This window comes from Lysobacter sp. TAB13 (assembly GCF_052113885.1).
Classification (GTDB): domain Bacteria; phylum Pseudomonadota; class Gammaproteobacteria; order Xanthomonadales; family Xanthomonadaceae; genus Lysobacter; species Lysobacter gummosus.
Window position 1 is genome coordinate 1 of sequence record NZ_JBFRDR010000150.1, and the last position, 500, is coordinate 500.

Below are 500 nucleotides of genomic sequence, written 5' to 3' on the forward strand. Positions count from 1 at the left end.
CATCGGACCGAACGGCGCCGGCAAGACCACGCTGTTCCGGATGATCACCGGGCAGGAGAAGCCGGATTCCGGTTCGATCACCATCGGCGAGAGCGTCAAGCTCGGCTATGTCGACCAGAGCCGCGACTCACTCGACGACAAGAAGAACGTCTGGGAGGAAATCTCCGGCGGCAACGACATCCTCTATCTCGGCAAGCGCGAGGTGAATTCGCGCGCCTATTGCTCGACCTTCAACTTCAAGGGCGGCGACCAGCAGAAGAAGGTTGGATCGCTCTCGGGCGGGGAGCGCAATCGCGTCCATCTTGCCAAGATGTTGAAATCGGGTGCCAACGTCCTGCTGCTCGACGAACCGACCAACGATCTCGACGTCGACACGCTRCGYGCGCTCGAAGAGGCGCTGGAGGATTACGCCGGCTGCGCCGTGATCATCAGCCACGATCGCTGGTTCCTCGACCGTATCGCGACCCATATCCTCGCCTTCGAGGGCGACAGCCATGTCG

Annotated in this window: 1 protein-coding gene; it reads left to right on the forward strand. The window is 61.6% G+C overall.

Going from position 1 to position 500, the window contains the following annotated elements; translation table 11 throughout:
* Positions 1 to 500 (forward strand): ATP-binding cassette domain-containing protein (locus AB4Y92_RS25575; protein WP_441822168.1); only part of this gene is annotated, 500 nt, incomplete at both ends.